Annotated in this window: 20 protein-coding genes and 1 pseudogene; 9 read left to right on the forward strand and 12 right to left on the reverse strand. The window is 72.6% G+C overall.

What is annotated here, in order from left to right; all coding sequences use genetic code 11:
• The first annotated feature begins 60 nt into the window (after positions 1-60).
• On the forward strand, positions 61-654 hold the full coding sequence (locus tag OG782_RS21250) for a helix-turn-helix domain-containing protein (protein ID WP_406453272.1): 594 nt from the start codon (positions 61-63) through the stop codon (positions 652-654).
• Here OG782_RS21250 and OG782_RS21255 read toward each other — a convergent pair.
• Positions 590-1,360: a GDSL-type esterase/lipase family protein gene (locus OG782_RS21255; protein WP_406453274.1), complete on the reverse strand. Its 771-nt coding sequence runs from the start codon at positions 1,358-1,360 to the stop codon at positions 590-592. The genes OG782_RS21250 and OG782_RS21255 overlap by 65 nt on opposite strands.
• A gap of 58 nt (positions 1,361-1,418) precedes the next feature.
• On the opposite strand from OG782_RS21255, the gene OG782_RS21260 reads away from it, so the two are divergent.
• The gene (locus tag OG782_RS21260; RefSeq protein ID WP_406453276.1) at positions 1,419-2,423 is read left to right on the forward strand and encodes a WD40 repeat domain-containing protein; all 1,005 of its coding nucleotides are present in this window, start codon (positions 1,419-1,421) and stop codon (positions 2,421-2,423) included.
• Between the two features lie 37 nt (positions 2,424-2,460).
• Complete coding sequence (locus OG782_RS21265; RefSeq protein ID WP_406453278.1) at positions 2,461-2,982, forward strand: GNAT family N-acetyltransferase; 522 nt, start codon at positions 2,461-2,463, stop codon at positions 2,980-2,982.
• Between the two features lie 15 nt (positions 2,983-2,997).
• Here the strand turns inward: OG782_RS21265 and OG782_RS21270 are convergent.
• The 9 genes and pseudogenes from OG782_RS21270 to OG782_RS21310 all read right to left on the reverse strand — a co-directional run.
• A pseudogene (locus OG782_RS21270) lies at positions 2,998-3,270 on the reverse strand (DUF664 domain-containing protein); the annotation flags it as partial.
• Between the two features lie 24 nt (positions 3,271-3,294).
• Entirely contained in the window at positions 3,295-3,909 is a 615-nt protein-coding gene (locus OG782_RS21275; RefSeq protein ID WP_406453280.1) for a Uma2 family endonuclease, read from the reverse strand.
• Positions 3,910-4,066: 157 nt separating this feature from the next.
• On the reverse strand, positions 4,067-5,185 hold the full coding sequence (gene serC, locus OG782_RS21280) for a phosphoserine transaminase (RefSeq protein WP_406453282.1): 1,119 nt from the start codon (positions 5,183-5,185) through the stop codon (positions 4,067-4,069).
• Between the two features lie 125 nt (positions 5,186-5,310).
• Entirely contained in the window at positions 5,311-6,558 is a 1,248-nt protein-coding gene (locus OG782_RS21285) for a cytochrome P450 (RefSeq protein ID WP_406453284.1), read from the reverse strand.
• Positions 6,555-7,808 carry a cytochrome P450 gene (locus OG782_RS21290; RefSeq protein WP_406453286.1) on the reverse strand — a complete coding sequence of 418 codons (1,254 nt, stop codon included), beginning with the start codon at positions 7,806-7,808 and terminating at the stop codon, positions 6,555-6,557. The genes OG782_RS21285 and OG782_RS21290 overlap by 4 nt, the downstream gene beginning before the upstream one ends.
• The gene (locus OG782_RS21295) at positions 7,805-8,470 is read right to left on the reverse strand and encodes a GTP-binding protein (protein ID WP_406453288.1); all 666 of its coding nucleotides are present in this window, start codon (positions 8,468-8,470) and stop codon (positions 7,805-7,807) included. The genes OG782_RS21290 and OG782_RS21295 overlap by 4 nt, the downstream gene beginning before the upstream one ends.
• Positions 8,451-8,816, reverse strand: coding sequence for a DUF742 domain-containing protein (locus tag OG782_RS21300; protein WP_406453290.1), 366 nt, complete (start codon positions 8,814-8,816; stop codon positions 8,451-8,453). Before OG782_RS21300 ends, OG782_RS21295 begins: the two co-directional genes overlap by 20 nt.
• Positions 8,813-9,259 (reverse strand): roadblock/LC7 domain-containing protein, encoded by a 447-nt coding sequence (locus OG782_RS21305; protein ID WP_406453292.1) that lies wholly within the window; start codon positions 9,257-9,259, stop codon positions 8,813-8,815. The genes OG782_RS21300 and OG782_RS21305 overlap by 4 nt, the downstream gene beginning before the upstream one ends.
• On the reverse strand, positions 9,256-10,767 hold the full coding sequence (locus OG782_RS21310; RefSeq protein WP_406453294.1) for a sensor histidine kinase: 1,512 nt from the start codon (positions 10,765-10,767) through the stop codon (positions 9,256-9,258). The genes OG782_RS21305 and OG782_RS21310 overlap by 4 nt, the downstream gene beginning before the upstream one ends.
• 267 nt (positions 10,768-11,034) lie before the next feature.
• On the opposite strand from OG782_RS21310, the gene OG782_RS21315 reads away from it, so the two are divergent.
• Positions 11,035-13,965: an FAD-binding and (Fe-S)-binding domain-containing protein gene (locus OG782_RS21315; RefSeq protein WP_406453296.1), complete on the forward strand. Its 2,931-nt coding sequence runs from the start codon at positions 11,035-11,037 to the stop codon at positions 13,963-13,965.
• Positions 13,966-14,051: 86 nt separating this feature from the next.
• On the opposite strand, the gene OG782_RS21320 is transcribed toward OG782_RS21315, so the two are convergent.
• Both OG782_RS21320 and OG782_RS21325 read right to left on the reverse strand, forming a co-directional pair.
• Positions 14,052-15,218: a serine hydrolase domain-containing protein gene (locus OG782_RS21320; protein WP_406453298.1), complete on the reverse strand. Its 1,167-nt coding sequence runs from the start codon at positions 15,216-15,218 to the stop codon at positions 14,052-14,054.
• 73 nt (positions 15,219-15,291) lie between these two features.
• On the reverse strand, positions 15,292-16,200 hold the full coding sequence (locus OG782_RS21325; RefSeq protein ID WP_406459184.1) for a LysR family transcriptional regulator: 909 nt from the start codon (positions 16,198-16,200) through the stop codon (positions 15,292-15,294).
• A gap of 215 nt (positions 16,201-16,415) precedes the next feature.
• On the opposite strand from OG782_RS21325, the gene OG782_RS21330 reads away from it, so the two are divergent.
• The 5 genes from OG782_RS21330 (at position 16,416) to OG782_RS21350 (ending at position 22,221) form a co-directional block, all read left to right on the forward strand.
• Positions 16,416-17,378, forward strand: coding sequence for an EamA family transporter (locus OG782_RS21330; RefSeq protein WP_406453300.1), 963 nt, complete (start codon positions 16,416-16,418; stop codon positions 17,376-17,378).
• Between the two features lie 15 nt (positions 17,379-17,393).
• The gene (locus OG782_RS21335; protein ID WP_406453302.1) at positions 17,394-17,984 is read left to right on the forward strand and encodes a DinB family protein; all 591 of its coding nucleotides are present in this window, start codon (positions 17,394-17,396) and stop codon (positions 17,982-17,984) included.
• A gap of 138 nt (positions 17,985-18,122) precedes the next feature.
• Positions 18,123-18,917 carry a TIGR03084 family metal-binding protein gene (locus tag OG782_RS21340; RefSeq protein WP_406453304.1) on the forward strand — a complete coding sequence of 265 codons (795 nt, stop codon included), beginning with the start codon at positions 18,123-18,125 and terminating at the stop codon, positions 18,915-18,917.
• Positions 18,914-20,626 carry an acyclic terpene utilization AtuA family protein gene (locus tag OG782_RS21345; RefSeq protein WP_406453306.1) on the forward strand — a complete coding sequence of 571 codons (1,713 nt, stop codon included), beginning with the start codon at positions 18,914-18,916 and terminating at the stop codon, positions 20,624-20,626. The genes OG782_RS21340 and OG782_RS21345 overlap by 4 nt, the downstream gene beginning before the upstream one ends.
• Positions 20,623-22,221, forward strand: a complete 1,599-nt coding sequence (locus tag OG782_RS21350) for an acyl-CoA carboxylase subunit beta (protein WP_406453308.1) — start codon at positions 20,623-20,625, stop codon at positions 22,219-22,221. The genes OG782_RS21345 and OG782_RS21350 overlap by 4 nt, the downstream gene beginning before the upstream one ends.
• Positions 22,222-22,231: the final 10 nt, after the last annotated feature.

The following is a 22,231-nucleotide window of genomic DNA, read 5'->3' on the forward strand; positions in this document are numbered from 1 at the left end:
GCAAATGGAGTCATGGCAGTAGATGACGGCAGAACCGGGTCCGGGGCAGACACGAGTGCGATGGGGGACGACGAGCTCACCTCCGTCCTCACCGGCGTCGGGCCGCGACTGCGCGCCCTGCGCACCGAGCGCGGCACGACGCTGGCGCAGCTGAGCGAGACGACCGGGATCTCGCTCAGCACGCTCTCCCGGCTGGAGTCCGGCGGCCGCAAGCCCACCCTGGAGCTGCTGCTCCCGCTGGCGAAGGCGTACGGGGTGCAGCTGGACGAGCTGGTCGGCGCCCCGGACACCGGGGACCCGCGCGTCACCTTCCGGCCCTTCAAGCGGCACGGCATGACCTTCGTGCCGCTGACCCGGCACCTCAGCGGGGTGAACGCGTACAAGCAGGTCATGCCGGGTGCGACGGGCACGGAGGGGCCGGTCGAGCAGCGGGTGCACGAGGGGTACGAGTGGCTGTACGTGCTCTCGGGGCGGCTGCGCCTCGTGCTGGGGGAGCACGATCTGGTGCTGACGGCGGGGGAGGTGGCCGAGTTCGACACGCACACCCCGCACTGGTGGGGAGCCGCCGGGCCGGAGCCGGTGGAGTTCCTCAGCCTGTTCGGACCGCAGGGGGAGCGGATGCACGTACGGGCGAAGCCGACGGCGAAGGGATGAGGGGGCGGTCCGCCGCCCACGCGTACGGACCGCCCAGCCCCCACGCCTGGTGCATCGCGTCGGCGTACGCGGCCGCGAGGCGGTGCTCGCCGGACGGGCCGGGGTGGGTGCCGTCGTAGGTGTCCGTGTGGATGTCGTAACCCTGCGGGCGGGACGCCAGCAGGATCGGGGACGTCGCGGTGTCGAGGTCGGCGACGGCCTTCGCGAGGAGTTCGTTGAAGCGGTCGCACTCGGCGGCGAAGGGGGCGTCGGACTCCGCCCGGACGTTCGGTATGACGGGGAGCAGCACGCATCTGATGTGCGGGTTCGCGGTGCGGGCCGCGGCGAGGAACGCGCGGGCGTTCGCCGCGGTCTGCTCGCTGTCCGTGTAGAAGCCGAGGTCTATCAGGCCCAGCGAGACGAGCAGGACGTCCGCCCGGTGTTCGGCGACCGTGTCCGCGATCACCGGGGCCATGTGCAGCCAGCCCTCGCCCCAGCCGGCCAGGTGGCGGCGGGCGTCGGCGGGGAAGTCAGGGGCGGCGTACGCGGACGAGACGGGCGTGCCCGTACCGGAGTCGTACAGCTCGGTGCGCGGGCCGACGATCTCGTACGGACCGTCGAGGGACGCGTCGGGGGACGCCTCCAGGTGCTGCCACATGCGGTAGCGCCACGTGAAGTCGCCGGCGCGTCCGATGGTCATGGAATCGCCGACGAACATGAAACGCATGGCGCCATCATGGCGGATCATGGCTCCGGCCTGCGACGTGACGATGGACACTTGTGCCATGCGTTCGTACCGACTGACCGTTCCCGCCGTCGCACTCCTGTCCTTCGCGTCCTTCGCGTCGGCCGCGCCTGCCGTGGCCGACGGCGGAGACGCCGACCGGAGCTTCACGATCGAGGACCCGCGGATCACCGAGTCCAGCGGTCTGGCCGCCAGCCGCGCCCACCCGGGCATCTACTGGACGCACAACGACAGCGACGACGGGCCGTACGTCTTCGCCGTCGACTCCCGGACCGGGAAGACCGTCGCGACGATCACCATGAAGGGCGTGGGGGAGCCGCGCGACGTGGAGGCGATCTCGCTGGGGCCCGACGGCAATCTGTACGTCGGTGACATCGGCGACAACCTGGACGGCAGCTGGAACCACGTCTGGATCTACCGCTTCCCCGAGCCGAAGGAGCTGCGGGACGCGACGGTGCGGGCCACCCAGTTCGATGTGAAGTACGCCGACGGCCCGCGCAACGCCGAGGCGCTGATGGTCCACCCGAAGACCGGCCGTGTGTACATCGCCTCGAAGAAGGAAGGCGGCGGCGGGCTGTACGAGGGCCCCGCGAAGCTCACCGCCGGTGCGGACAACGTGTTCCGGCGGGTGGGGGAGGTGCCGTGGGTGACGGACGGCGCGTTCTCGCCCGACGGCAAAGAGCTGGTGCTGCGCTCGTACTTCAGCGCGCGCGGCTACGCCTTCGCGAACGGCAGGCTCGGCAAGGACTACCCGGTGGAGTCGCCGCTGCTCCCGCAGTCCGAGTCGGTGACGTACACGGCGGACGGCTCGGCGCTGATGTACGGCTCCGAGGGGGAGCGGAGCAGTGTGGAGCGGGTGGACCTGAAGAACGGCGGGGGCGGCGGGTCGGACCGTCCGGGCGGGAAGTCGCCGTCGTCCGCCGGCGCGGGCGGCGCGGCTGACGGTGACGGTTCACCGGTGAAGGGCACCACGCTGACGGGCGTCGCCGTGCTCGCCGGGATCGGGCTGCTGCTGTTCCTGGGCAGGCGGCGCCGGAAGGACTGACCGAGCGTGAACGGGTCATGTGTAGGGTCGTGCGGACATGGATACTCGAACGACGCCCAGCCCCGTCCCCTTCGCCACCCCCCGCCTCGACGCCCTGCCCCTGCGGGTGGCGTACGCGGACGAGATGTCGGCCGTACTCGCCGACCCGGCCCTGCACACCTACACCGGCGGCGCCCCGGAGACCGCCGATGAGCTGCGGGCCCGCTACGTACGGCAGACCGCCGGTTCACCGGACCCGGGCGAACTCTGGTGGAACTGGGTGCTCGGGGTCCGGGGCGAGGACCGCCTCGCCGGGTACGTACAGGCGTCGGTGGACACGGCCGGTGCGCAGGCGGAGATCGCCTGGGTGATCGGGGCCGAGTGGCAGGGCCGCGGGTACGCCAAGGAGGCGGCGACGGGCCTCGTCGCGCATCTGCGGGACGGGGGCGCGGTGCGTACCGTCATCGCCCACATCCACCCCGACCACGCCGCGTCCGCCGCGGTGGCCGCGGCGGCGGGGCTGGTGCGGACCGGTGAGTGGGAGGACGGCGAGGAGCGGTGGCGGCTGTCCACCGGCTGATGCCGCCCGGCGCGGTCACCGCAGGTGGTCGCCCGTCGCCCCGTCGATCAGTTCACGGACGATGTCCATGTGCCCGGCGTGCCGTACGACGTCCTCCAGCATGTGGATGAGGACCCAGCGCATCGACACCGTCCGCCCGTTCCACGACGTGCCCGTCGTGTCCAGGTCCGTCGCCTCGACGGCCCGGTCGGCGGCGGTGCGGGCGCGGTCGTAGAACGCCAGGATGTCCGCGGTCGTCTCGTCCGGGGCGATCGTCATGTCCTCGGTGGCCGGGTCGAAAGCAACCGGCGCTGACAGCCGGGGCCGCGTACGTCAGTGCCGGGCGCGGCCGGCCTTGATCAGCTCGGCGACGTCCAGGACCACCTCGGCGCCGATCGAGTCGGGGAGCGGGGCTTCCTGGCCGGGGGCGTAGACCTCGTGGCGGTCGTACGCGCCGCCTACGGGCTCGGTCAGGACGTGGACCCGGCCGTGCTTGCGGTCGAGGATCACGTAGACGGGGATCTTGGCCTCGGCGTACGTGGCGACCTTGTGCCGTAGGTCGCTCTTGTAGTTGCTGGAGGTGACCTCCAGGACGAGGCGGAAGACGGCCGGGTCGTAGCAGTTGTTCTCGAGCCTGTGCTCGTCGAGATCGGCGTCGACGATCGCGAGGTCGGGGATGGCGTAGTCCTCGGGGCCGCCCGGCAGCCAGAGGCCGATGCCCTGGAGGACTGCCGAGTCCCCGTCGTCGAGTCCGGCCGCGATGAACGGCCGCATGAGCTTGGTCAGGGCGCGGGCGTGCGGGCCGTCCGGGGGTGGGGCCACGGTGATGACGCCTCCGATGATCTCGACTCGACGACCGGGAAGCTGCTCCGCGAGCTCGTTGGCTTCTTCGAGCAACGACAGTTCCGGCTCGTCTTCACAGGGGTGCTCGGCTGCTGCTGCAGACATTGCGGGCCTCCTGGAATGGCTGGTGTCGAGAGCATCATCGTAGGACGGTGTGCCCGTATGCGGCGGGCAGGCGCCGCCCTCACTCCGCCGAGTGAAGCAGAACGGCCCTGCGTACACACGGGCGTGTGCGCAGGGCCGTTTCTCAGGTGCGGAGGCGTTACAGCTTCTCGATCACGTAGTCGATGCACGCCGTCAGCGCCTGGACGTCCGACGGGTCGATCGCCGGGAACATCGCGACGCGCAGCTGGTTGCGGCCCAGCTTGCGGTACGGCTCCGTGTCGACGATGCCGTTGGCGCGGAGCGCCTTGGCGATCGCGGCGGCGTCGATCTCGTCCGCGAAGTCGATCGTGCCGATGACCTGCGAGCGCTTCGCCGCGTCGGTGACGAACGGGGTCGCGTACTTGGACTCCTCGGCCCAGCCGTACAGGTGGCCGGAGGAGGCTGCCGTGCGGCCGGTGGTGAAGTCCAGGCCGCCCTGGCTGTTCATCCAGGTCAGCTGCTCGTTCAGGAGGAAGAGCGTGGACAGGGCCGGGGTGTTGTACGTCTGGTTCTTGAGGGAGTTGTCGATCGCCGTCGGCAGCGAGAAGAACTCCGGGATGTGACGGCCGGAGGCGTGGACACGGGCCGCGCGCTCCAGGGCCGCCGGGGAGAAGACGCCGATCCACAGGCCGCCGTCGGAGGCGAAGGACTTCTGCGGGGCGAAGTAGTAGACGTCCGTCTCGGTGATGTCGACGGGCAGGCCGCCCGCGCCGGAGGTGGCGTCCACCAGGACCAGGGAGCCCTCGTCGGCGCCCGCGACGCGCTTGACGGGAGCCGCGACACCGGTCGAGGTCTCGTTGTGCGTGAAGGCGTAGACGTCGACGCCCGCCTCGGCCTGCGGATCCGGGTGGGTGCCCGGGGCGGAGGCGATGACGGTCGGGTCGGCCAGCCACGGGGCGAGCTTGGCGGCCTTCGCGAACTTCGAGGAGAACTCACCGAAGTTGAGGTGCTGGGACTTCGACTCGATCAGACCGTGCGTCGCGATGTCCCAGAAGGCGGTGGAGCCGCCGTTGCCCAGGATCACCTCGTAGCCCTCGGGGAGGGAGAAGAGGTCGCGCACTCCGTCACGTACCGCGCCGACCAGGTTCTTCACCGGGGCCTGGCGGTGGGACGTACCGAGCAGAGAGGTTCCGGTGGCGGCCAGCGCGTCGAGCGCCTCCGTCCGCACCTTGGAAGGACCGGCGCCGAAGCGTCCGTCGGCGGGCTTGATGTCAGCGGGAATCTGGATGTCGGCCACGAGTCGGAGCGTAGCCCCTCGGTGCGGCGGCCACCGACACCGTCCGTCGGGTGAGACGCGCGATCCGGTCCGTGGACCGGGCGGCGGTGGCGGCGGGGCACCGTGGTGCCCCGCCGCCCGCCCGGTCAGCGCAGGGTGACGGGGAGTTCGAACAGGTCGTTCTGGGTCACGATCGGCTTGTTGCGCAGCTCGCCCGCCGGAACGGCCAGGGCCAGGTCCGGGAAGCGCTCGTACAGCGCGGGCAGGGCGACGGCCGCCTCCAGCCGGGACAGCGCGGCGCCGGGGCAGACGTGCGGGCCGTGGCCGAAGGAGATGTGGCGGTTGGGGGAGCGGGTGGCGTCGAACTCCGTCGCCGTCGGCCCCCACTGCTGCTCGTCCCGGCTGAGGGCTGCGAACGAGGTCATGACGCCCTCGCCCTTGGGCAGTACCCGGTCGCCGATCTCGATGTCCTCCGTGGCGAACCGGATCAGGATGTGCGAGGTCGGCGGCGCCCAGCGCAGCGTCTCCTCGATCACACCGTCCCAGCTCACCTCGCCGGCCAGCACAGCGCGCAGCTGCTCGGGGTGGCTCTGGAGCGCCACGACGGCGTTCACGATCAGGCTGATCGTCGTCTCGTGCCCGGCCGCGATGATCAGCTTCAGGGTGTTGAGGATCTCGTCGTCGGTGAGGTGGTCGCCGTCCTCGGACGCGGTGATCAGGGCCCCGGTCAGGTCGTCGGCCGGGGACTCCTTCTTCTCGTCGAGGATCCGCGAGAACAGGGTGTGGATGTCCGCCATCATCTGCGGCACCTCGGCGGGCGGCGTCAGGTTGGAGAAGAACTTGTCGAAGAGTTCCTTCATCCGGGGCAGGTCGGTGGAGTCGATGCCCATGAGTTCGCTGATCACGTTCATCGGCAGCGGGTAGGCGAACTCGGCCTTCAGATCGACCGTTTCGCCCGCCGGGCGCTCCGCCAGCCGGTCCAGCAGCAGCTTCGTGCGCGCCTCGATGCCGGTGCGCAGCCGCTCCACCCGCCGCACGGTGAGCGCCTGGGCGACCAGGCCGCGCAGCCGCCGGTGCTCGGGGCCGTCCACGGTGAGCATGGTGCGGCCCGGGTTGACCAGGCCGATCAGCGGCCAGTCCATCGGGATCTCGCCGCGCTGCCAGGCACCCCAGACGTTGATGTCCTTGACCAGGCGGCTGTCGGTGAGCAGCGCCTTCGCCTCGGCGTGGTGGGTGACGGTGTAGACGGGTACGCCGCCGGGCAGTTCCACCCGTACGAGCGGGCCCGCCGCGTGCAGCCGTGCGCTCTCGCCCGCGAGGTCGGTGACGAACGGGTCCAGGACGATGCGGTCCTGGCCGTCGGTCCCGTTCGGTTCGGTCGTGGTCGCGGTCATCTCTGGCCTCCAAGGGCGGGGGTGGGCGTGAAGCGCACCGGCAGGTCCGTCAGCCCGCGCAGCCACGGGGAGGGGCGCCGGGTCAGCCGGTCGGCGGGGACGGCGAGGTCGACGTCGGGGAGGCGGTCGAGGATGACCTCGATGGCCGTACGGGCGATGACCTCGGCGGTCTCCTGCGCCGGGAACGGGCAGCGGTGGTCGCCGTGGCTGAAGGCGAAGAAGGCGTTGTTGCCGCCGGTGAGCGTGGACCCGTCGGTGCGGACCTGCGGGTCGGAGTTGGCCCCGGCCAGGCTGAGGACGAGCAGGTCGCCGGCCTTGATGTGGCGGCCGCCGAGGTGGGTGTCGCGGCTGGCCCAGCGGCCCGCGATGTTCTGGCTGGGGGTGTCCTCCCACAGGACCTCGTTCATGGCTTCGCCGACGCTGTGCCGGCCGCCGGAGAGCGAGGCGGCGAACCGGTCGTCGGTGAGCATCAGCCGCAGCGAGTTGCCGATCCAGTCGGAGGTCGGCTGGTGCCCGGCGGCCATCATCACCATCATGTCCCGGGCGACCTCGTCGTCCGTGAAACCGGCGGTGTTGGCGAGCATCCGGGTGGCTACGTCGTCGCCGGGCTCGGCGCCCCGTTCGGCCAGCAGCCGGTACACGGACTCGGCGATGTGCCGCTGGCCGGCCAGCGCGGTCGGCCCGCCGTTGATCATGTCGTTCATCGCGGTGACGAGGGCGGGGCCCTGCTCGTCGGCGAAGCCGTAGAGCTTGGCCAGCACCCGTACGGGCAGCAGCATCGCGTACTCGGCGATGAGGTCGGTGGTGCCCGCCGAGCAGAAGGCGTCGATGAGTTCGTCGGCGAACTCCTCGGTGCTCTTCTTCAGTTCGAACGGGTTCCCCGTCTCCAGTGCGTCGGAGATCATCGCGGAGCGACGGCTGTGGCGTTCGCCGACCGTGTAGAGGATGGACGGCTGGTCCCGGCTGATCATCGGCATCAGGGGCCAGTCGTCCGGGATGGCGGGCCACTGGTTCCACAGCTGCGAATCGCGGCTGAAGAGCACCGGGTCCCCGGTGAGCTGGTGCAGCTCGCGGTAGCCGAGGACGAGCCAGGCGGGGATGTCGCCGGGCAGGACGATCGGGGCGACCGGACCGTGGTCGCGCCTGATCTCCCGGTACAGCCGGCCGGGTTCGCCCTGGAACCGCTCGCTGTACAGATGGATGGGGTCGGAGCCGGCACCGGCCGCGTCCGCGTGGGGGCACTTGTTCACGAAGTGGGCTCCCGGGTCAGGGCGGCGAGGGCCGGGTCGTCGTCCGCGGGGACGGCGGACGCGCTGGTCTCCTCGGCGCGGGCGGCGGACATCTTGTGCAGATGCTCGACGAGCGTGATCAGCACGTACTTGCTGGAGGACCGGTCCCGTGCGTCGCACTCCACGAGCGGTACGTCCGGGGAGATGTCGAGCGCCTCCCGGATCTGCTGCTCGGTGTGGAGCGGGCCGCCGAAGTCGTTGCACGCCACGATGAACGGCGTGCCGTGGTGCTCCAGCCGGTCGATGGCGTACCAGGAGTCGGCGAGGCGCCGGGTGTCGACGAGGACGACGGCACCCAGGGTCCCGGAGAACAGCCGGTCCCACAGGAACCAGAAGCGTTCCTGGCCGGGTGCGCCGAACAGGTACAGCACCGAGCGTTCGTCGAGCGTGATCCGGCCGAAGTCGAAGGCGACGGTGGTGGACGTCTTCGACTGCACACCGTCGAGGTGGTCGACGGCCTCGCCCGCACGGGTCATCGTCTCCTCCGTGTTGAGCGGACGGATCTCGCTCACGGATCGGACCATGGTGGTCTTGCCGACCCCGAAGCCGCCGACCACGACTATTTTCAGTCCGTTGTCGGCCGTGGCCTGCAGGGCGGCACGGTCAGAGGTTGCGGAGTCCAACGAGCACCTGTTCCAGGATGTCGGGGGCGGGGAGCCGGTCCGCGACGCGGGCGGTACGCGGGTGACGGGCGCTGATCCGGCCGGTGTCGAGCAGATCGCACAGCAGGATGCGCACGATGCTGACGGGCAGGTCCAGACTCGCGGCGATCTCGACGACCGCGGTGGGCCGCTCACACATCCGCAGGATCGCCACGTGCTCCGACTGCATGCCGGGTGACGGCTCGCACTCGGAGACCACCAGCGTGACCAGGTCGAAGGCCGCCGAATCGGACCGGCTGCGGCCACCGGTGAGGGTGTACAGCCGGTCCGGGTCGTCGTCCCTGCCGGGGCGGGGGCGGGGGGTCATACGGTCGCGGTCTCGGCGGGTCCCGAGACCCCGGGCGCCCCGGCGGTCTCCCGCGGCGGGGCGACGAGGTGCTCGCCGAGCTGCTCGACGAGCTCGCTCATGTTGTGGCCGACGAGGCCGACATCGGCGCTCTCGGAGGCGATGACCGCGAGATGGGCGCCGGCACCCGCCTCCACGATGAACAGCACTCCGCCGTAGAACTCGGCCATGGCGGACCGTACGCCACCGGTGCCGTTGCCGAACTCGATGGAGGCACCGTGCGAGAGGCTCTGGATGCCGGCCGAGATCGCGGCCAGCTGGTCCGCCTGGTCGACGGAGAGCTCGGGGGTGCGGCACAGCTTGAGGCCGTCCCTGGAGAGCACGAGGGCGTGACGGGCGCCGGGGGTCCGTTCGAGGAGCCCCTCCAGCAGCCAGTTGAGCTTCTCGTCGGTGGTCGCGGTCATCGGGTGTTGCCTTCCGGGTGCGGGGAGGTGGGCCGTACGGCCTGGCGGAAGCTGCTGAAGCGGGCAGCCTGGTCCTTGGGATCGGTCGTACGCGGCCGGGGCGGCGGTGCGTCGTCCGGGCCGGTGCCGTCGTCCGGGGCGGCGGTGTCGGCGGCGGTGGCCGGCCTGGTGCGGGACTCGGCGGCGGCCAGCGTGCGGCCCCGGGAGCGCTTGGGCAGGCCGCTGTCGCCGAACCGGGGGAGGTTGCCGGTGGTGTCCGACCCGGAGTCGGAGCGCAGGGGCTCCTGGTCGCGGGATCCGTCCGGGGTGCGGGCCCGGCCGGCTCCGTCCGTACCGGAGGTGTGGACCGGCTCCGGCTCGCGCGGGGCGGCGGCCGGTTCGGCGGCGGGCTCCGTGACGGGGTCCGGGACCGGTGCCGGGGTGCGGGTGATGATCTCCTGCGGGAGCATCATCAGCGCGCCGGTGCCGCCGCGTGCCGACGGCCGGAAGGAGACCGTCAGTCCGTGCTTGCGGGCCAGCCGGCCGACGACGGCCAGTCCGAGCCGGGTGCCGGAGAGACCGGTCAGGTCCTTCTCGTCGGCGGTGACGGCGCGTTCGGCGCGGCGCAGCTGCACATCGCTCATGACCAGACCGCTGTCCTCGACGGTCAGCACGATCCCGGACGGCACCTCCTCCACGTACACATGGACCTCGGCCGTGGGCGGTGAGAAGTTGGCCGCGTTGTCCAGGAGTTCGGCCAGTGCGTGCATGACGCCCTCGGCGGCGTGACCGGCGACGGCGACATCACTGGTGGAGTGCAGACGGATGCGCTGGTAGCCGCTGATCCGGCCCATCGCGCCGCGCAGGATGGACTCCATGACGATCGGCTTCGCCCAGCGCCGGCCGGAGCGCGCACCGGTCAGCACGGCGACGGAGTCGGCCAGCCGGCCCGCCTGGGCGGTGCGGTGGTCCAGGTGCAGCAGATCGCCCAGGACGTCCTCGGCGGAGTGCCGGTGCTCCATCTCGCGCAGGTCGGCGAGCATGCTCGTGGCCAGGGCCTGCATCCGGCCGGCGGCGTTGGCGCAGGAGGCGATGGCGGCCGACCGCTCCGTCTCGCTGCGGGACACCCGGGCCTTGAGCCGGGCGTTCTCGGCGGTCAGGCGCCCGGAATCGGCCAGGGCCTCCGCGGTGATCCTGGCCGTCTCGGTGGCCGCGGCAGCCTTGATACGGGCCGTTTCGGCGGTGAACCGCTGAGCCTCGGCGGCGGACGCCGACACCATGCGTGAGGTCTCCGCGGTGAAGCGGCCGCTCTCGGCGGCGTTCATCTCCCGCAGCCGGCGTACCGCTCCACGGGCGTGGACGGCGGTGGCGACGGCGGCACAGAACAGCACGGCGGCGGCGCTCGCCCCCCACGCCACTGCGGTCCTGGCCGAGTCGGGGGCGGCGGCGGTCGCCCACGCGCACAGGGATCCGGTGAGGGCCGCCGTGACCAGCAGGGCCAGTGCGGTCGGCCGGGTTGAGGGGCGCAATCGGAGTCCTTGGTGGGCGGACGGTGACGGACGGGACGGTTCGGGCCAGTAGGGACTGCGGGGATCAAATTGCGACAAGTGGAGCACATGATTCCCAGACAAGTCTTGGTCACTATATGAGAATTGACGTTCTGTATGGGAATAACTTGTGGTGGTCTTTGGTGCGTTTGCATTCGAGGGTCTGATCGAATCCGACGTATTGCCGCATTCGGCAGAATCGCGCGGCGCCGGACGGCCGTACGGGGCGACCGGCGGCATTCTGTTCCGATGGCCTCCCGTGACCCGAGCACCGCCCCCCGCAGTCCGAGCACCGCCCCCCGCGACGCCGGGGACGCCGAGAACGCCCCGGACGACACCGTCCGCGCCGCGCTCGAGCGCGCACTGCGGTCCGCCGTGCGCGGTGAGGTCGCGTTCGACGCCACCGCACGGGCGCTGACGACGATGGACGCCTCCAACTACCGCCGGGTTCCCCTCGGCGTCGTCGCCCCGCGCGACGCCGACGACATCGCCGCCGCGCTCGCCGTCTGCCGTGCGCACGGGGTGCCCGTGGTGCCGCGCGGCGGCGGTACGTCCATCGCCGGCCAGGCCACCGGCACCGGGATCGTCCTCGACCTCACCCGCCATCTGCGCTCGATCACCGAACTGGACCCCGGCTCCCGGACGGCCGTCGTCCAGCCGGGCGTCGTCCTGGACGACCTGCGGGCCGCCGCCGCCCCGCACGGGCTCACCTTCGGCCCGGACCCCTCCACCCACAGCCGCTGCACGATCGGCGGCATGATCGGCAACAACTCCTGCGGCTCGCACTCCGTCGCCTGGGGCACCACCGCCGACAACGTCCACGCCCTGACCGTCGCCCGCTACGGCGGCGACACCCTGCGCCTGGCCCGGGGCGCGGAGGGCCCCGCCGGACTCCATGAACTCGTCGCCGCCCACCTCGCCCTCCTGCGCACCGGATTCCCCGGACTCCCGCGCCGCATCTCCGGCTACGCCATGGACGCCCTGCTGCCCGAACGCGGCCCCGACCCCGCCCGCGCGTTCTGCGGCAGCGAGGGCACACTCGGCGTGGTGACGGAGGCGACGCTGCGGCTCGTCGAGGCGCCCGCCGCCCGCGCGCTCGCCGTCCTCGGCTACGCCGACGAGTCCGCCGCCGCCGAGGCCGCCCCCGGCCTCCTCCCGCACCACCCGCTGACCGTCGAGGGCATGGCCGCCGACCTCGTACGCGAACCGGCCGGGCTGCCGCGCGGCGCCGCCTGGCTCTTCGCCGAGACGGGCGGCGCCACCCCGGCCGAGGCGCGGGCCCACGCCGAACGGATCGTGCGCGCCGCGTCCCCGGACGCCGTGGACGCCGCCGTCGTCACCGACCGGGCCGGGCAGCGGGCCCTGTGGCGGATCCGGGAGGACGCGGCCGGCACCGCCACCCGGCTGCCGGACGGCAGCGAGGCCTGGCCCGGCTGGGAGGACTGCGCCGTACCGCCCGCCCGGCTCGGCCCCTACCTCCGCGACTTCCGCGCCCTGCTCGCCGAACACGGCCTGCGCGGCACGCCGTACGGGCACTTCGGCGACGGCTGCATCCACGTCCGTATCGACTTCGACCTGCTCAGCGGCGCGGGCGTGGCCCGCTTCCGCCGCTTCTCCGAGGAGCTGGCCTCGCTCGTCGTCGCCCACGGCGGCTCGCTGTCGGGCGAGCACGGCGACGGCCAGGCACGCGCCGAACTGCTGCCCCGGATGTACGGGGACGAACTCGTCGCCCTCTTCGGCCGGTTCAAGGACCTGTGGGACCCCGACGGCGGCATGAACCCGGGCATCCTCGCCCGCCCGGCCCGCCTCGACGAGAACCTCCGCTTCGACGTCCTGCCGCGGAAACCCGTCGATGTGGCCTTCGGATACCCGCACGACGGCGGCGACTTCTCGGCGGCGGTACGCAGATGCGTCGGCGTCGCCAAATGCCGTACGACGGAGGTGCCGGGCCCGTCCGTGATGTGCCCGTCCTTCCGCGCGACGGGCGAGGAGGCCCATTCCACGCGCGGCCGGGCCCGGCTGCTCCACGAGATGCTGGCCGGAACCGCGGGCGGGGTGATCACGGACGGCTGGCGCTCGACGGAGGTGCGGGACGCGCTCGACCTGTGCCTGTCCTGCAAGGGCTGCCGCAGCGACTGCCCGGCGGGCGTCGACATGGCCACGTACAAGGCGGAGTTCCTGCACCACCACTACCGGCGGCGGCTGCGCCCGGCCGCCCACTACGCGATGGGATGGCTGCCGCTGTGGCTGCGCCTGGCATCCCCCTTCGCGGGCGCGCTGAACGCGTCGGCCCGGGTGCGGCCGCTCGCCGCCCTGGCGAAGCGGCTGGCGGGCATCGCACCGGAACGCGGAATCCCGGTCCTGGCGCGGGAGACGTTCACCCGGTGGCTGAACCGGCGTTGGGGCAAGGGGACGTTCATCCTCTCCAACGATCAGGTGGCCCTGGTCTGGCCCGACACGTTCACCGAGCACCTCTCGCCCGAAGTGGGCCGGGCGGCGGTGCGGGTCCTGGAGGCGACGGGCCGCCGGGTGATCCCGGCCGGCCGCGGACTGTGCTGCGGCCTCACCTACGTCTCGACCGGCCAGCTGGACCGCGCCCGCAAGGTGATGCGCCGCACCCTGGACCGGCTGGGCGGCATCCTCGGCGACCCCCTGGTCGTCCTCGAACCGAGCTGCGCGGCGACGCTCCGCACGGACCTCCCGGAGCTCCTGGCCGACGACCCGCGTGCGGCCGAACTGGCCGCCTCCGTCCGTACGCTGGCGCAGTACCTGGAGGAGTACGCCCCCGACTGGGCCCCGCCCCGCCTGGACCGCCCCGTCACCGGCCAGACGCACTGCCACCAGCACGCGGTCCTGGGCGACGGGGCGGAGCGCCGGCTGCGTGAACGGGCTGGGCTGGACGGTGAGTTGGCGGGCGGCTGTTGCGGCCTGGCGGGCAACTTCGGCTTCGAGCGCGGGCACTGGGAGGTGTCGGTGGCGTGCGCGGAGGATGCGCTGCTGCCGGCGGTACGGGACGCGCCTCCGGGCGCGGAGATCCTGGCGGACGGGTTCTCGTGCCGGACGCAGCTGGGTCAGGTGGGCGGGGTGCGGGCGCGGCACCTCGCGGAGGTGCTGGCCCAGGGGCTGGAGCCGGGGGCGCTGCCCCCGGACCCCCGCTCCTCAATCGCCGGAGGGGCTTGATTCGGCCCCTGCTCGGCTGCGGCCAGAGGGGTTTGGCGTCGGCCCCGCTCCTCAATCGCCTGAGGGGCTTGATCTCGCCCCACTCGTCAGGGGCCGGCGGGGCTCGACTGCGCCGCCTTCACCACCGCCGCGACCAGGCGCTCGTTCTCCGGGGCCGCCCCGCCCGGGTAGGCGAAGCGGCGCCGCGTGTACCCGTATGCGATCCCGCTCGCCGGGTCCGCGAACGCCTGTGAGCCCGCCGCGCCGCAGTGGCCGTACGCGTCCTCGCCCAGCGACGGGTAGGCCGTGTGCGGCCGTTCGAAGCCGAGGCCGAAGTGGTCCGTCTCCAGGGTCACCCGGTCGGTGCCGGCGAGGCCGAGGCGGGCGAATTCGGCGCGGGTCTCCGGCTTGAGCAGTGCGGGCCGGCCCGCGAACTCCGAGAGCGTGGCGGCGTACATCCCGGCCAGTGCGCGCGCCGAACCGACCCCGCCCGCCGAGGCCGGGCCGAGCGCCCGAACGAACGGCTTGTTGATCCACGCGACCATGTCCGTAGGGGCGTTGAAGGCCACCGCGGACAGTCCCTTCGGGTCGAAGGGGCGTGCGGCGATCTCCGCCGCCTGCTCCGGCGTCGGGTTCATGGGCCGGATGGCGACGTAGCGCGGCTCCAGCCCGGCGGGCTGGCCCAGGTAGAGGTCCAGGCCGTACGGGGCGCGGACACGCTCCTCGAAGAGCTCCTGGATCGAACGCCCGGTGGCCCGCCGCACCACCTCACCGGTGAGCGCGCCGATGACCAGCGCGTGGTACCCGTACTCCTTGCCCGGCTCCCAGAACGGGGCCTGTCCCGCCAGCCGGGCCGCGAGCACCCGGTCGTCGGCCAGTTCCTCCTCGGTGAAGCCGCCCTCGACGCCGATCACTCCGGAGCGGTGGCCCAGCAGTTCCCGCAGTGTCACGCCACCCTTGCCCTCGGCCGCGAACTCCGGCCAGTACGAGGCGACCGTACGGTCCAGGCCGAGCGTCCCGTCCTGCACGAGCAGGGCGACGACGAGGTGGGCCGCGCCCTTGGTGGAGGAGTAGACGGCGGGCAGTGAGTCGCCGTCCATGCCCTCGCCGGCCCAGAGGTCGACGACCTGCCGGCCGTCCCGGTGGACGGTGAGCTGCGAGCCCGGTTCATTGGGCTCCTCGGCCAGTACGGCGGCGAACTCCTCCCGCACCGGCTCGTAGCCCGCGGCGACGGTGCCGTGCACGGTGACGTTCGTGGAGCTGTGGTCCGTCATGGGTCCCCCTCGTTGCGTGCCTCTCAGTCGTTCTCACAGGACCTCAACTGCGCCTCCGTACGGCGAAATTCCCTCATTCGGGAGGGTCCTGCGCCACGATCTCGCGGGCCAGCGCGGCGAGATCGGCCAGTGCCGGATGGCCGGGTGCGTCGCGGCGGGCGAGGAGCACCGGGACGGGCGGGGCATCGGTGAGCGGGCGGTAGGCGACACCGGTGTGCGGGTGCATGCCCGCGGTCGAGGCGGCCGAGATCCCCGCGCCCCGGCCCGCCGCGATGGCGGTCAGCCAGTCGTCGGTGTTGGCCACGGTCAGGGTGGCGGCGGGCCGGGTGGACGGCGGCCACAGGTCGAGGGCGGTGGTGCCGGAGACGGTGTTCAGGACGACGGTGCCGCTCGCCAGGTCGGCGAGCCGGAGCGTGGTGCGGGCGGCGAGCGGACTGTCCGCCGCCACGGCCGCGACCCGCTCCTCCTCGTACAGCACCTCCGTGACGAGCCCGGGTGTGTCGACGGGGCCGCGCAGCAGCGCGGCATCGACCTCGCCCCGGGTCAGCCCGGCGGTGCGGTCGTCGATCCGCAGGAGTTCCAGCGGGGTCTGCGGATACCGCTCCTGCCAGGTGCGGAGCAGCGGTGTGGTGTACGGGCCGAACGCGGACCAGGCGTGCCCGAGCCGCAGCGGCCACCGGCGCAGCCCGCCGGAGTCCAGCGCCTCGTCGAACGCGGCGACCGCGGCGGCCGCCTTGTCGCGGAAGGCGACGCCCTCGGCGGTGAGGGCGAGGTGGTGGGTGGAGCGGTCGACGAGCAGGACGCCGAGGTGCTGCTCCAGGGCGGCCAGGGTCCGGGACACGGCGGGCTGGGTGATCCGGAGCCGGGAGGCGGCCCGGGTGATGCTGGACTCGTCCGCGACGGCGAGGAAGGCGCGCAGATGGCGGACCTCGACCCCGCGGCCGGTGTTCCGGCCCGGAGCCCGGTCCATGCCCCGGTCCATGCCCCGGCCCATGTCCTTGCCCGAGTCCCTGCCCGCGCCCTGTCCTGTGCTCATGCGCGGGAAGCATAACGGGAGCCCAATCGGCATTTCACGTGCCGCGCGCGGGTCTCTACGGTAAAGGGATGGACTGTGCTGGATGAGTGCAGTGTGTTCCATGGGGTAGTGCATTGCGTTGCACTGCCTGTCGACCCGAACCTCAGGAAGTCAGGCCACAGGTGAACAACCAGGGCACCGCCGCAGAGCAGGCCGCAGCCGTCGCCGTACCGGAGGCGGTCACCGCCCTCGGTGAGCAGGGCGCGGCGGGTGACCGGACTCGCGCCGGCGGGCGGCGGGCGGCGCTCGCCCCGATCGCCCTGGTGGTCGCGGGCGGGCTCTCCGTCCAGTTCGGTTCGGCGGTCGCGGTGCTGCTGATGCCGAAGGCCGGCGCCCTCGGTGTCGTCACACTGCGCCTCGCCGTCGCCGCGCTCGTCCTGCTCGCCGTCTGCCGCCCGAAGCTGCGCGGCCACTCGCGCGCGGACTGGGGCACGGTGGTGGCCTTCGGTGTCGCGATGGCCGGGATGAACACGCTCTTCTACCAGGCCGCCGACCGCATCCCGCTCGGGGCCGCCGTCACCCTGGAGGTGCTGGGCCCGCTCGCCCTGTCGGTGTTCGCCTCGCGCCGGCTGGTCAACGTGGTCTGGGCCGCCCTCGCGCTGGGCGGGGTCCTGCTGCTCAGCGGCGGGGGCTTCGACCGGCTCGATCCGGTGGGCGCCGCCTACGCGCTCGGCGCGGGTGTCATGTGGGCCGCGTACATCGTCTTCAGCGCCCGCACCGGCCGTCGCTTCCCGCAGGCCGACGGGCTGGCCCTGGCGATGGTCGTGGCCGCCCTCCTCACCCTGCCGCTCGGCGTCATGGAGGCGGGCTCCAAGCTCCTGGTCCCGGCGACGCTCGGGCTGGGCGCGGCCGTCGCGCTGCTGAGCTCCGTCCTGCCGTACACCCTCGAACTCATGGCGCTGCGCCGGATGCCCGCGCACACCTTCGCGATCCTGATGAGCCTGGAACCCGCGATCGCGGCCACGGCGGGCTTCCTCATCCTCGACCAGGCCCTGTCCACGACGGACGCCCTGGCCATCGCCCTGGTCATCGGGGCCAGCATGGGCGCGGTGCGCAGCCAGGTGCGGGGCGCCCGGAAGCGGTGAGGAGCGGCCCGGCGGATGAACCCGTTCCGGCTGCGGGGCCAGGTCTTCGAACCTAGGGTGATCGCGATATCCGACCTGGAGGAACACATGCCGGAACGTGACGATCTGCTCGCGCTCGTGACCGATCAGCGCACCAACTTTCTCTACACCGTCGCGGATCTCGACGACACCCAGGCGCGCGCCCGCACCACCGTCAGCGAGCTGACGCTCGGCGGTCTCCTGAAGCACCTCGGGCTCGTACAGCGCGGCTGGCTGGACGTGATCGAGGGCACCGCCCCGGCCAAGGTCGACTGGGCCGACCTCGACCCCGACGGCCAGCGGATGACCGACGCGGAGAAGCTGCCCGAGCTGCTGGAGGCCTTCCACACCGCGGCCGCCGCGTTCGACCGTACGGTGCGCGAGGAGGCCGACCTCGACCGTGAGGTCACCCTGCCGGAGTACCCGTGGTCGCCCCCGGAGCCCGTTGTGTGGACCGTACGCCACGTCCTGTGGCACATCTTCCGCGAGATCGCCCACCACAGCGGCCACGCCGACATCATCCGCGAGGCGCTGGACGGCTCCAGCACGACGCTCAGGATGAAGGAGGCGGCGACCGGGGACGCATAGCCCCCGCCCGCACCCCGTTCCCACCGCGAACTTCCGGTGGGAACAATGCGCGTCAAAAATCATGCAAGCATGCTTGATTGTTTTCTGTCCCCCTGGCAGGCTCCGGGACACACCGCCACGCCCCGAGGGGAGCGCACCGTGTCCGATGCCTCAGCCGTGCTCGACGACCTGCGCAGCGAGAGCGAGGAACTCGACCTGCTCGTCGCCGGGTCGAGCGAGAAGCAGTGGGCGGGGGCGACTCCGGCCGAAGGGTGGAGCGTCGCCCATCAGGTGGCCCATCTGAGCTGGACCGACGAGGTCGCGCTGCTCTCCGTCACCGACCCCGGGCGGTTCGGCGACGAGGTCGCGAAGGCGATGGAGGACCCCGAGGGCTTCGTCGACCGGGCCGCCGAGGACGTCGTCGCGGCGTACGCACCGGACGCGCTGCTCGTCCGCTGGCGCGCCGGCCGGGAGCGGCTCCAGGAAGCCCTGCGGGCGGCGCCCGCCGGGACCCGGTTCCCCTGGTACGGGCCGCCGATGAGCGTGGCCTCCATGGCGACCGGGCGGCTCATGGAGACCTGGGCGCACGGGCAGGACGTCGCCGACGCCCTCGGGGTCACCCGCGCACCCACCGCCCGTCTGCGGCACGTCGCACGGATCGGGGTCCGGGCGCGGGACTACGCCTTCCTCGTCCGGGGCATCCAGGCGCCCGCGGAGGAGTTCCGGGTGGAACTGGACGGGCCGGGCGGTGAGCTGATCGCCTTCGGTCCCGAGGGTGCCGCCCAGCGCGTCACCGGGCCGCTGCACGACTTCTGCCTGCTCGTCACCCAGCGCGTCCACCGCGACGACGTCGCCGTACGGGCGGAGGGGGCCGACGCCGACACCTGGCTCTCCATCGCACAGGCCTTCGCCGGGCCCGCGGGACCGGGACGCCCCGGCAAGGCGGACCGGTGACCCCGCCGCTGCGGATAGGCAACGCCTCCGGGTTCTACGGCGACCGCTTCGACGCCATGCGCGAGATGCTCACCGGCGGCCCGCTCGACGTCCTCACCGGCGACTACCTCGCCGAGCTCACCATGCTCATCCTCGGCCGCAGCCGGCTCAAGGACCCCGCGCGCGGCTACGCCACCACCTTCCTGCGCCAGCTGGAGGAGGGGCTCGGGCTCGCCCACGAGCGCGGGGTGAAGATCGTCGCCAACGCCGGCGGGCTCAACCCGGCCGGACTGGCCGACGCCGTACGCGAGCTGGCCGGGAAGGCGGGCGTGCCGGTTCGCGTCGCCCATGTCGAGGGCGACAGCCTCCCCGTCCCCGACGGATACCTCACGGCCAACGCCTACCTCGGCGGGGCGGGCATCGCCGCCTGCCTGCGGGCCGGCGCCGATGTCGTCGTCACCGGCCGTGTCACCGACGCCGCCCTCGTCACCGGACCCGCCGCCGCCCGCTTCGGCTGGGGCCCCGAGGACCACGACGCGCTCGCCGGAGCCGTGGTCGCCGGGCACGTCCTGGAGTGCGGCACGCAGGCCACCGGCGGGAACTACTCCTTCTTCCGCGGCCACGACCTGCGCCGCCCCGGTTTCCCCGTCGCCGAGATCCATGCCGACGGCACGTCCGTCATCACCAAGCACGACGGCACCGGCGGCGTCGTCGACATCGGCACGGTCACCGCCCAGCTGCTGTACGAGACCGGCTCCGCCCGGTACGCGGGCCCCGACGTCACCGCCCGGCTCGACACCGTACGACTGTCCTCCGACGGCCCTGACCGGGTCCGGATCTCCGGGGTGCGCGGCGAGGCCCCGCCGCCCACCCTCAAGGCCGGACTCACCCGGCTCGGCGGATGGCGCAACGAAGTCGTCTTCGTCCTCACCGGGCTCGACATCGAGGCCAAGGCGCGGCTCGTGCGGGACCAGTTCGCGGACGCCTTCGCGCGCGCCGGGCGGCAGCCGGACGAGGTGCGGTGGGAGCTCGCCCGTACCGACCGGGCCGACGCCGCCACCGAGGAGACCGCGAGCGCCCTGCTGCGGCTCGTCGTCCGCGACCAGGAGCCGGAAGCCGTCGGGCGCGCCCTGTCCGGCGCCGCGATCGAGCTGGCGCTGGGCAGCTACCCGGGTTTCCACGTCACCGCCCCGCCCGGAAAGGGCGCGCCCTACGGGGTGTTCGAGGCGCGGTACGTACCGGCCGGGGACGTGACGCATGTGGCCGTGCTCCCCGACGGGCGGCGCGAGGCGCAGGAGCCGCCGGCCCGGACGCAGGTCCTGGAGGACACCGGACAGCCCGCGCTGCCCGAGCCGCTGCCTGCCGGACCCACCCGGACCGCGCCCCTCGGGCTCGTCGCCGGTGCCCGCAGCGGCGACAAGGGCGGGGACGCCAACGTCGGGGTGTGGGTGCGGAGCGACGAGGCGTGGCGGTGGCTGGCCCACGAGCTGACCGTCGAGCGCTTCCGTGAACTCCTCCCGGAGACCGGCCCGCTCACCGTCGTACGCCAGGTCCTGCCCCACCTGCGCGCCCTGAACTTCACCGTCCACGGGCTGCTCGGCGAAGGGGTCGCCGCCCAGCACCGATTCGACCCGCAGGCCAAGGCCGTGGGGGAGTGGCTGCGCTCCCGCCGGCTGGAGATACCCGTGGTCCTGCTGGACAGCGCCGACGCACCGGAGGTGCACGCATGACCGTCCTGCCCACCGGGCTCGACACCGCGAGCCCCGAATACGCCGCCCACCGCGCCGCCATGCTCGACAAGCTCGCCGAGCTGGACGCCGCGCACACCGGCGCGCTGGGCGGTGGCGGCGAGAAGTACGTCGAACGGCACCGCAAGCGCGGCAAGCTGCTCGCCCGGGAGCGGATCGAGCTGCTGATCGACGAGGACAGCCCGTTCCTGGAGCTGTCACCGCTCGCCGCCTGGGGCAGCGATTACGCCGTCGGCGCCTCGCTCGTCACCGGGATCGGGGTGGTGGAGGGCGTCGAGTGCCTGATCACCGCCAACGACCCGACCGTACGCGGCGGCGCCTCCAACCCCTGGACGCTGAAGAAGGCCCTGCGGGCCAACGAGATCGCCTTCGCCAACCGGCTGCCATGCATCAGCCTGGTGGAGTCGGGAGGGGCCGATCTGCCGTCCCAGAAGGAGATCTTCATCCCGGGCGGGGCGCTCTTCCGTGACATCACCCGGCTGTCCGCCGCCGGCATCCCGACCGTGGCCGTCGTCTTCGGCAACTCCACCGCCGGCGGCGCGTACGTCCCCGGCATGTCCGACCACACCGTCATGATCAAGGAACAGTCCAAGGTCTTCCTCGGCGGCCCTCCCCTGGTGAAGATGGCCACCGGCGAGGAGAGCGACGACGAATCGCTCGGCGGCGCCGAGATGCACGCCCGCAGCTCCGGCCTCGCCGACCACTTCGCCGTCGACGAGCAGGACGCGCTGCGTCAGGCCCGCAGGATCGTCGCCCGCCTCAACTGGCGCAAGGCGCACCCCGATCCGGGCCCGGCCGAGCCGCCGAAGTACGACGAGGACGAGCTCATCGGCATCGTGCCCGGCGACCTCAAGGTGCCCTTCGACCCGCGCGAGGTCATCGCCCGGCTGGTCGACGGCTCGGACTTCGACGCTTTCAAACCGCTGTACGGGACGAGCCTGGTCACCGGCTGGGCGCGGCTGCACGGCTACCCGGTCGGCATCCTCGCCAACGCGCAGGGCGTGCTGTTCAGCGAGGAGTCGCAGAAGGCCGCCCAGTTCATCCAGCTCGCCAACCAGCGCGACATCCCGCTGCTCTTCCTCCACAACACCACGGGCTACATGGTCGGCAAGGAGTACGAGCAGGGCGGCATCATCAAGCACGGCGCGATGATGATCAACGCGGTCTCGAACTCCAAGGTCCCGCACCTGTCCGTCCTGATGGGCGCCTCCTACGGCGCCGGGCACTACGGCATGTGCGGCAGGGCCTACGACCCGCGCTTCCTGTTCGCCTGGCCCAGCAGCAAGTCCGCCGTCATGGGGCCCCAGCAGCTGGCCGGGGTGCTCTCCATCGTCGCCCGCGCGTCGGCGGCCGCGAAGGGACGCCCGTACGACGACGAGGCGGACGCCGGACTGCGCGCCATGGTCGAGCAGCAGATCGAGGCCGAGTCCCTGCCGATGTTCCTGTCCGGGCGGCTGTACGACGACGGGGTCATCGACCCGCGCGACACCAGGACCGTCCTCGGGATGTGCCTGTCCGCCATCCACACCGCACCGGTCGAGGGCGCCCGCGGCGGCTTCGGCGTCTTCCGGATGTGAGAGGAACCGA

This window comes from Streptomyces sp. NBC_00876, assembly GCF_045207435.1.
GTDB lineage: Bacteria > Actinomycetota > Actinomycetes > Streptomycetales > Streptomycetaceae > Streptomyces.